General features: G+C 68.1%; 9 protein-coding genes and 1 pseudogene. 9 read left to right on the top strand and 1 reads right to left on the bottom strand.

The features are described from left to right. The first annotated feature begins 37 nt into the window (after positions 1-37). The 5 genes from ppk2 (at position 38) to FGX59_RS20780 (ending at position 4515) form a co-directional block, all read left to right on the top strand. Positions 38-997, top strand: coding sequence for a polyphosphate kinase 2 (ppk2, locus tag FGX59_RS20760; RefSeq protein WP_138469035.1), 960 nt, complete (start codon positions 38-40; stop codon positions 995-997). Between the two features lie 77 nt (positions 998-1074). Further along, on the top strand, positions 1075-2424 hold the full coding sequence (locus FGX59_RS20765) for an MATE family efflux transporter (RefSeq protein WP_138469036.1): 1350 nt from the start codon (positions 1075-1077) through the stop codon (positions 2422-2424). Between the two features lie 124 nt (positions 2425-2548). After that, complete coding sequence (locus tag FGX59_RS20770; protein ID WP_138469037.1) at positions 2549-3115, top strand: flavodoxin family protein; 567 nt, start codon at positions 2549-2551, stop codon at positions 3113-3115. A gap of 186 nt (positions 3116-3301) precedes the next feature. Then, positions 3302-3649, top strand: coding sequence for an antibiotic biosynthesis monooxygenase (locus FGX59_RS20775; RefSeq protein WP_138469038.1), 348 nt, complete (start codon positions 3302-3304; stop codon positions 3647-3649). After that, the gene (locus tag FGX59_RS20780) at positions 3649-4515 is read left to right on the top strand and encodes a sigma-70 family RNA polymerase sigma factor (RefSeq protein ID WP_138469039.1); all 867 of its coding nucleotides are present in this window, start codon (positions 3649-3651) and stop codon (positions 4513-4515) included. Before FGX59_RS20775 ends, FGX59_RS20780 begins: the two co-directional genes overlap by 1 nt. On the opposite strand, the gene FGX59_RS20785 is transcribed toward FGX59_RS20780, so the two are convergent. Further along, positions 4508-5710, bottom strand: coding sequence for a pyridoxal phosphate-dependent aminotransferase (locus FGX59_RS20785; RefSeq protein WP_138469040.1), 1203 nt, complete (start codon positions 5708-5710; stop codon positions 4508-4510). The genes FGX59_RS20780 and FGX59_RS20785 overlap by 8 nt on opposite strands. Positions 5711-5786: 76 nt before the next feature. Here FGX59_RS20785 and FGX59_RS20790 point away from each other — a divergent pair, with 76 nt between their 5' ends. The 4 genes and pseudogenes from FGX59_RS20790 to FGX59_RS38815 all read left to right on the top strand — a co-directional run. Beyond that, a complete protein-coding gene (locus FGX59_RS20790; RefSeq protein ID WP_138469041.1) occupies positions 5787-6188 on the top strand; it encodes a helix-turn-helix transcriptional regulator in 402 nt (133 codons plus the stop codon). A gap of 4 nt (positions 6189-6192) precedes the next feature. Beyond that, positions 6193-6459, top strand: coding sequence for a succinate dehydrogenase assembly factor 2 (locus FGX59_RS20795; RefSeq protein ID WP_138469042.1), 267 nt, complete (start codon positions 6193-6195; stop codon positions 6457-6459). A 106-nt stretch (positions 6460-6565) separates the two neighbouring features. Beyond that, entirely contained in the window at positions 6566-7063 is a 498-nt protein-coding gene (locus FGX59_RS20800) for a MarR family winged helix-turn-helix transcriptional regulator (RefSeq protein WP_138469043.1), read from the top strand. Positions 7064-7757: 694 nt separating this feature from the next. Next, a pseudogene (locus FGX59_RS38815) lies at positions 7758-8432 on the top strand (transposase); the annotation flags it as partial.

The raw sequence follows: 8432 nt of genomic DNA on the forward strand, positions 1-8432 counted from the left end.
GCGGGCAGGCGCGCGACAGCTGGAAAGGACCCTGCCGATGAGCTTCGATGACCGCCCCGATCTGCCCCCCGTTCCCCAAGTCCCGCCGGTTCCGGCCGGGCCGCCCCTGGTGCGCGGCTTTCCCCGGGTGCAGGCCGATGCCATCCGCCACGCCTTCGAGACCGGCGCCTATCCCTATGCCCGCAAGATGGCCCGCCCGGCCTACGAGAAGGAGAAGGCGCGGCTGCAGGCGGAGCTTCTGAAGGTGCAGCTCTGGGCGCAGAGGACCGGGCAGAAATTCGTCATCCTCTTCGAGGGGCGCGACGCGGCCGGCAAGGGCGGCACGATCAAGCGCTTCATGGAGCATCTCAACCCCCGCGGCGCGCGGGTGGTGGCGCTGAACAAGCCCAGCGAGGAAGAGAAGGGCCAGTGGTTCTTCCAGCGCTATGTCGAGCACCTGCCGACCAATGGCGAAATGGTGTTCTACGACCGCTCCTGGTACAACCGCGCCGGGGTCGAGCGCGTCATGGGCTTCTGCACGCCGAACGAGTACCTGGAATTCATGCGCCAGGCCCCCGATCTGGAGCGGATGCTGGTGCGCTCGGGGGTCCGGCTCTACAAGTACTGGTTCTCGGTCACCCAGAAGGAGCAGCGCCTGCGCTTCGCCGCGCGCAAGACCGATCCGCTGAAGCAGTGGAAGCTCTCGCCGATGGACATTGCCAGCCTCGACCGCTGGGACGACTATACCGAGGCGAAGGAGGCGATGTTCTTCTACACCGACACCGCCGACGCGCCCTGGGTGATCGTGAAATCCGACGACAAGAAGCGCGCGCGGCTCAACTGCATGCGGCATTTCCTGTCCGGGCTCGACTATCCCGGCAAGGACGGCGAGCTCGTCGGGCGGCCCGATCCGCTGATCGTCGGCCATGCCTCGCACGTGATCGACCGCTCGGAGCATATCCTGGGCACGTCGCTGCATCCCGACCAGCGCCGCGGCGAGGGAAAATCCGGGGGCTGAGGCCCGCGGGCAACCACCCGGGCGGGACGGCACCGCGGGCCATTCCCGTTTGCGCGCACATGGTCTAAGCCGCATGCATGGTTCAGCTTGCCGATCACCGCCCCCATGTCCGCTCTCTCCTGGCGCTCGGCCTGCCGCTGGTCGGCGGGCAGATCGCGCAGGTGTCGATCCAGATCGTCGATACGCTGATGCTGGGCTGGTACGACCCGCGCGTCCTGGCCGGGGTCGCGCTGGCCAATTCGATCTTCTTCGCGCTCTTCATCGTCGGGGCGGGCTTCTCCTGGGCAGTGACGCCGATGGTGGCCGCGGCGGCGGCGAAGCACGACCAGACGCGCATCCGCCGGGTGACGCGGATGGGGTTCTGGATCTCCATGGGCTATGCGGCGGCCTCGATGCCGGTGCTGCTCAATGGCGGCGCGCTCCTGCGGCTGCTCGGGCAGGAGCCGGAGCTGGCGGATCTGGCGCAGGACTACCTGCGGGTCGCGGCCTGGGGGCTGTTCCCGATGCTGACGATCATGCTGATGCGCTCCTACCTGGCGGGGCAGTCGCGGACCCGGGTGGTGATGTGGGTGACGCTGGCCGGCATGGTCGTCAACGCGCTCTTCAACTGGCTGCTGATCTTCGGCAATCTCGGCTTCCCCGAGCTCGGCGGCCCGGGCGCGGCGCTGGCCTCGGTCATCACCAATCTCTGCGGCGTCGCCGCGCTGGCGGCCTATGCCCGGCGCGCCTTCCCCGAGGCGCAGCTTTTCGTGCGCATCTGGCGGCCCGACTGGGAGGAGCTGAAGCAGGTCTTCCAGCTCGGCTGGCCGATCGGCATGGCGACGCTCGCGGAGACGGCGCTGTTCTCGGCGACGGCGGTGATGATCGGCTGGATCGGCGTGGCCGAGCTGGCCGCCCATGCCATCGCCATCCAGATCGCGACGCTGACCTTCATGCTGCATGTCGGCATGGCGCAGGCGGCGACGGTGCTGATGGGCGGGGCCTGGGCGCGCGGCGACCTGGAGGAGCAGCGCGGGCTGGCGCGCACCGCGCTGGCGGTGACGGTGGTGCTGGCGACGGCCACGGTCGCGGTCCTCGTGCCCCTGCGCGCGCCGCTGGTGCTGTTCTTCCTCGATCCGGCCGATCCGCTGCGCGACGCGGTGCTGGCCACCGGCACCGGGCTGGTGGTGATGGCTGCGCTCTTCCAGTTCGCCGACGGCGCGCAGGTGGTGATGATCAGCCTCCTGCGCGGGGTGCAGGACACGCGGGTGCCGATGTGGCTTGCCGCGGTCAGCTACTGGGGCATCGGCGCGCCGCTGGGCTTCGTGCTGGGCTTCCCGGCGGGCTTCGGCGCGGTGGGCGTCTGGGTCGGGCTGGCGGGTGGGCTGAGCTGCGCGGCGGTGCTGCTCGGGCAGCGGCTCTGGCGGGTCAAGCTGGCAGAGGGCTGAGGCGGCTCTCCGCGCCTGTGCACAGTTCCCGTGCGCGGGCGGCCTGTCTTTGCCGCTGCATTTTCCGGGGCAGTGGCCTATCTGTTGCGGCAACGGATCAACACGCAATTGTAAGAGGTATGACATGGCCAAGACTGTCGTCGTCTACTACTCCGGCTACGGCCACACGAAACTGGTTGCCGAGCGCGTCGCCGAAGGCGCCGCTGCCGAGCTGGTTGCCATCGACGCGGAAGGCAACATCGCCGACGCGGACTGGGACACCCTGAACGCCGCCGACGCGATCATCTTCGGCGCGCCGACCTACATGGGCGGGGCCCCCTGGCAGTTCAAGAAATTCGCCGACGCCTCCTCCAAGATCTGGTTCGGCTCCGGCTGGAAGGACAAGATCTTCGGCGGCTTCACCAACTCCGCTTCGCTCAACGGCGACAAGCAGGGCACGCTGACCTACCTGCAGACCCTGGCGTCGCAGCATGGCGGCATCTGGGTCTCGCTGGGCATGCTGCCGGCCAACACCCTGGCCTCCACCCGCGAGGACATGAACAACCTCGGCGGTTCGGTCGGCGTGCTGGTGCAGTCGCCCTCCGATGCCGGCGATGACGCCATCCCCTCGGGCGACCTGGAAACCGCGAAAGTCTATGGCGCCCGCGTCGCAGACGTCGCAGCCCGCTTCTCGGCCGCTGCCGCCGCCTGACCGTCCGTCCCTTCCCGGAGGACACCGAAGCCTGCCGCGTTCCCCCGCGGCAGGCTTTTTCCGTTCCGCTTCCGTTTCGCCGGGGCCGCGGCGCGGGAAAAATCCGCCCGGCGATGTCACATCGCGCCGCCCTGTCCGGTCATCCCTGCAGTCCATGCCGAAAGGCGCTGCTCAGGAGAGACCCCGATGACCCGTCCCGGAACCGCAACCATCACCGCCGCCGCCGCGCCGCTGGCGCTCGTCAATGTCTACGAGGTCGACCCGGCGCAGCAGGCGGCGCTCTGCGCTCTGCTGTCGGAGCAGACCGAGGCGGTGCTGCGCCATGTGCCGGGCTTCGTCTCGGCGAGCTACCATGCGAGCCTCGACGGGACGAAAGTGGTAAACTACGCCCAGTGGCGAGGGCAGGAGGAGTTTGCGGCCTTCATGGCGGATCCGGACAACCGTGCGCAGCTGGCGCGTTTCGCGGCACTGGCGCGGAGCGTCTCTCCGGTGCTCTGCCGCGTGACCGCGGTCCATGCCGCCCCGGCGGGCTGATGGCGGAGGACGCCGTCTTCGAGGCGCTGCGGCCGCGGCTCCTGCGGCTGGCCCACCGGATGCTCGGCTCCCGCGCCGATGCCGAGGACATGGTGCAGGAGGCGTGGCTGCGCTGGCAGGCGGCGGACCGGGCGGCGATCCGCGCGCCGGAGGCCTTCCTGCGCACCGTCCTGGCGCGGCTCTGCCTGAACGAGCTCGCCTCGGCGCGCCGCCGCCGCGAGACCTATCCCGGCCCCTGGCTGCCAGAGCCGCTGGTGGACGGGGCGGAGGAGGAGTGGCGCGGCGACATCACCCTGCCGCTGATCCTGGCGCTGGAGCGGCTCTCGCCGCTCGAGCGGGCGGCCTATCTGCTGCACGACATCTTCGGGATGGGCTTTGCCGAGGTGGCGGAGGCGATCGGCCGCGATCCGGCGGCCTGCCGCCAGCTGGCCTCGCGCGCCCGGGGCCATGTCCGCGCCGCGCGGCCGCGCTTTGCCGTGCCGCCCGGGCGCGGGCAGGAGATCGCCGCGGCCTTCTACCGGGCCTCGCGCGAAGGGGACATGCAGGCGCTGAGCGCGCTTCTGGCCGAGGATGTCGCTGCCCATGCCGATGGCGGCGGCCGCGTCCCGGCCTCGCCCGCGCCGCTCTTCGGCCGGGACGCCGTGCTGGCGCGGCATGCGGAGATGGCGGCGGAGTTCGCGCGGAGCCCGTCGCGGCTCCTGCGCTATGCCCGGATCGACGGTCTGCCGGGCTTCGTCACGATCGAGGCCGGGGGGCTATTGCAGACGACCGCCCTCGAGATCGGGGGCGGCCGCATCCTGGGCATCTACGTGATGCGCAATCCCGACAAGCTCCGGCACCTGGCCGGAGCCCATGGGATCACTTGAGCCCGGCGCAGAACTCGCCGATGCGGGTGCAGGCGTCGGTCAGCGCCTCGTCCGAGGTCGCATAGCTGACGCGGAAGGCCGGGGACAGGCCGAAGGCCGCGCCGAACACCACCGCCACGCCGGTCTCGTCAAGCAGCGCGTTGCAGAAATCCTCGTCCGTGGCCAGCAGCTTGCCGCCCTTCGAGGTCTTGCCGAGGCAGCCGCCGATCTGCGGGTAGACGTAGAAGGCGCCCTCGGGCGTCGGGCAGTCGATCCCCTCGGCCTGGTTCAGCATCGACACGACCAGGTCGCGGCGGCGCTTGAAGGCGACGTTGTTCGACGCGATGAAATCCTGCGTGCCGTTGAGCGCCTCGACCGAGGCCCACTGGCTGATCGTGCAGGGGTTCGAGGTCGTCTGCGACTGGATCTTGCGCATCGCCGAGATCAGTTCCACCGGCCCGCCGGCATAGCCGATCCGCCAGCCGGTCATCGCATAGGCCTTCGACACGCCGTTCATGGTCAGCGTCCGCGGATAGAGCGCGGGCTCCACCTCGGCGGGGGTGCAGAACTTGAAATCGTCGTAGACGAGATGCTCGTACATGTCGTCGGTCAGGATCCAGACATGCGGGTGGCGCAGCAGGACCTCGGTGATCTTCTTCAGCTCGTCCCAGGTGTAGCCCGCGCCGGTCGGGTTCGAGGGCGAGTTGAAGATCAGCCACTTGGTCTTCGGCGTGATCGCCGCCTCCAGCGCCTCGGGCTGCAGCTTGTAGCCGTGCTCCGGGCCGCAGGGCAGGGGCTTCGGCTCGCCGCCGGCCAAGAGCACCATGTCGGGATAGCTGACCCAGTAGGGCGCCGGGATGATGACCTCGTCGCCGGGGTTCAGCGTCGCCATCAGCGCGTTGATCAGGATCTGCTTGCCGCCGGTGCCGACGCTGATCTGCGCGGGCTCGTAGGACAGGCTGTTCTCGCGGGCGAACTTGGCGCAGATCGCCTGCTTCAGCTCGGGCATGCCGTCGGGGGCGGTGTATTTCGTCTTGCCGGCGCGGATCGCGGCGATGGCCGCTTCCTTGATGTTGTCGGGCGTGTCGAAATCGGGCTCGCCGGCCGAGAGGCCGATCACGGACTTGCCCGCGGCCTTCAGCTCCTGCGCCTTGGTCGTCATCGCGATGGTCGGCGAGGGTTTCACGCGGGACAGGGTTTCGGACAGGAACGGCATCGGAGGAACCTCAGGTTGAAAGGACACGCCGACCTCTCTAGGTTGGCGCGGAACCCGGCGCAAGAAGGAGCGGGCCATGTCGGCCGACTTGCCTGAAATCGACTGGTACGGCGCGGAGGCGAGCACCTTCGGCGACCGCCTGGCCGCGGCGCGCGAGCGGATGGGCCTGCCGCGGGCGGAGCTGGCACGGCGGCTGGGCGTGAAGGCCGCCACGGTCCAGGCCTGGGAAGACGACATCGCCGAGCCGCGCGCCAACCGGCTGCAGATGGCGGCGGGGCTGATGAACGTGTCGCTCGGCTGGCTCCTGACCGGCGAGGGCGAAGGGGTGGAGCCGCCCTCCGACGAGACGATCGATCCCGAGGATGTCGAAACGGTGCTTGCCGAGATGCGCCAGATCCGGGCAGAGATGCTGCGCTTCGCGAACCGCGTGAGCGTGCTGGAGAAACGCCTGCGCCAGGCGGCGCGGGAACTGGGATAGGACCATGGAAACCCGAGAGAACCGACTGAAGCGCCTGCACATGCGCTCGATCCGCCGCGGCATCAAGGAGATGGACATCATCCTCGGCCGCTTCGCCGAAACCGGGCTGCGCGCCCTGCCCGAGGACGACCTGACGCTCTACGACACGATGCTGGCCGAGAACGACCACGACCTCTACCAGTGGGTCTCGGGACAGCAGCCGGTGCCGCCGCGCTATCTCGACCTGGTGTCGCGGATTGCCGAGTTGAATCGAATTGCAGTGGAAAAGTAACCAAGTTCCCGGAAAATAACGGAATAAGCTACCGTACGCATTAAAGCTTTTTTTCCGTATTCTGACGACATTCCCTTCATGTGCAATTTATCATGGAGGGTATTTTATGAGTGTGCACCCCGGACTGGGCGAGGCGCAGGAAAAGGGCTTCATCACGGCCTACCTGGACTCGCTGGCCCTGGTGGAGAGGCTGCACCGGCTGCTGCTGGACGTGATCAAGGATGAGTTCGAACGAGTCGGCATTCTGGAGATCAACGCCGTGCAGGCGCTGCTCCTGTTCAATATCGGCGACAACGAGGTAACGGCCGGGGAACTGAAGTCCCGCGGCTACTACCAGGGCTCGAACGTGTCCTACAATCTCAAGAAGCTGGTGGAGATGGGCTACATGCACCATCAGCGCTGCGAGATCGACCGGCGCTCCGTGCGGGTCCGGCTCACCGACAACGGCAAGCAGATCCGCGACATCGTCGAGGACCTCTTCCAGCGCCACGCCGAAGGGCTGGAGGCCCGCGGCATCCTGGGTCCCGACGGGATCAACGACATCAACTCGTCGCTCCGCCGGGTGGAGCGGTACTGGTCCGACCAGATCCGCTACATCTACTGACTGCTTTCGAAGCGATCCGCGCTTCAGGCAAGACCGCCACTGGGAAAATCCTCCGGTGTCGAGAATGGCAGAAGGCCATGGGGGCAGGACCCCGACCGCGCGGCTCCCGCGCCCGTTTCCGAGCGAAACGCCTCTGATCTCCAAAAATCCGTCTCTTCCGTAATTCCGCCGACCGCATCTGCGCGCCTGCCGGCACTGTCCCGCATCGGGACTGCAGCATCCGCGAAGCGCAGGCCCGTCCGTCGGCGTCCCTCCGTCTGGGACAGCCGAAATGCGCGCGATCGCGCTCCGGGACGCATCCGTCCGCGGGGCCAGCCGCGACTCGCCCAGCCGTCTGCCCAGGCCAGTCCGCACAGGGCCTGGCAGCGGCCGCGAAGCGCTCCCGTGGGCCGGTGCGCGTCCCAGGTGACAGCCGCGATGCGTGCGGCCACGCGCGGAGGGCGATCCGCACAGGGCAGGCAGACACTGCGAAACCCATCCTTGCGCAGGTCTCCGGTCTGCGCAGGGGCGCGCTTGCTCGTGGGGCCCTCCGCCCATGCGCTAACAACGGTTCGCCCGGGGTGGCCAGAGGCCGTGAAGCGCATCCACGCCGCTGACGAGCGTCCGTTGCGGGCTAGGCCTTGTTGACAAAAGGGAGTCACAACCGAGCGCTTCCGTGAGTCAAGATCACCGCCATGACGGAGGCGACCTTGGCGTGGAACCTGTGTCCGATGCGGGATGGCGGTTCTTCGAGCATTTCATCGCCGCCATCCGCGCCCCGAACGGGCGCAAGCCAGTTGATCATCGCCTTGTTCTGGATGGCATATTCTGGAGTGAGGCGTGAATGTGCCACTGGTTCGAGAATCGCGCCGAACACGGACCGGTGCCCCGTGGCGCGACCTGCCCGGCGAGTTCCGAAAATGGGGGTCCGTCTACCGCCAGTTCCGGCGCTGGAATGAGCCATCCGCGCCATCGGTCCGAGCGCGATGGCGAATGCCGGACTATGGGAGACCATGCTCCTGTTTCTCAACGATAGCGACCTCGTGCCCGCCCGGCTCCAGATGATCGACAATGAGGCGCAAGCGCCACTGGTCCGAGCGCAGCGCCGAATGGTGATCCGCGCCCGTCAGCAGGCAGCGGGCGCGAAAGGGGGACTCGGAAAGAAGGTTTCGGCCGTTCTCGACTGTCCGGCGGGAAAACGGTCCCCCGGATCGTTTTCTGATCCGCCTTCCACTTCACGACCAGGATCCATCTCCGGATGAATGGCGCGGGACTGCCGATGCGCAGCGAGATCACAGGCGGCGAGACGGCGGACATCAAGGGGTTCGACCTGGTAATGCCGCAGGATCTGCCGGAGCCTGAATATTTCCTCGCCGACAAGGGCTATGAT

It is taken from the genome of Poseidonocella sp. HB161398, assembly GCF_005870025.1.
Taxonomy (GTDB): Bacteria; Pseudomonadota; Alphaproteobacteria; order Rhodobacterales; family Rhodobacteraceae; genus Mangrovicoccus.

Excerpts from the sequence above, each read along its gene's own strand:
- ppk2 (WP_138469035.1), top strand. The coding sequence starts at position 38 with ATGAGCTTCGATGACCGCCCCGATCTGCCCCCCGTTCCCCAAGTCCCG.
- FGX59_RS20765 (WP_138469036.1), top strand. The coding sequence starts at position 1,075 with ATGGTTCAGCTTGCCGATCACCGCCCCCATGTCCGCTCTCTCCTGGCG.
- FGX59_RS20770 (WP_138469037.1), top strand. The coding sequence starts at position 2,549 with ATGGCCAAGACTGTCGTCGTCTACTACTCCGGCTACGGCCACACGAAA.
- FGX59_RS20775 (WP_138469038.1), top strand. The coding sequence starts at position 3,302 with ATGACCCGTCCCGGAACCGCAACCATCACCGCCGCCGCCGCGCCGCTG.
- FGX59_RS20780 (WP_138469039.1), top strand. The coding sequence starts at position 3,649 with ATGGCGGAGGACGCCGTCTTCGAGGCGCTGCGGCCGCGGCTCCTGCGG.
- FGX59_RS20785 (WP_138469040.1), bottom strand. The coding sequence starts at position 5,710 with ATGCCGTTCCTGTCCGAAACCCTGTCCCGCGTGAAACCCTCGCCGACC.
- FGX59_RS20790 (WP_138469041.1), top strand. The coding sequence starts at position 5,787 with ATGTCGGCCGACTTGCCTGAAATCGACTGGTACGGCGCGGAGGCGAGC.
- FGX59_RS20795 (WP_138469042.1), top strand. The coding sequence starts at position 6,193 with ATGGAAACCCGAGAGAACCGACTGAAGCGCCTGCACATGCGCTCGATC.
- FGX59_RS20800 (WP_138469043.1), top strand. The coding sequence starts at position 6,566 with ATGAGTGTGCACCCCGGACTGGGCGAGGCGCAGGAAAAGGGCTTCATC.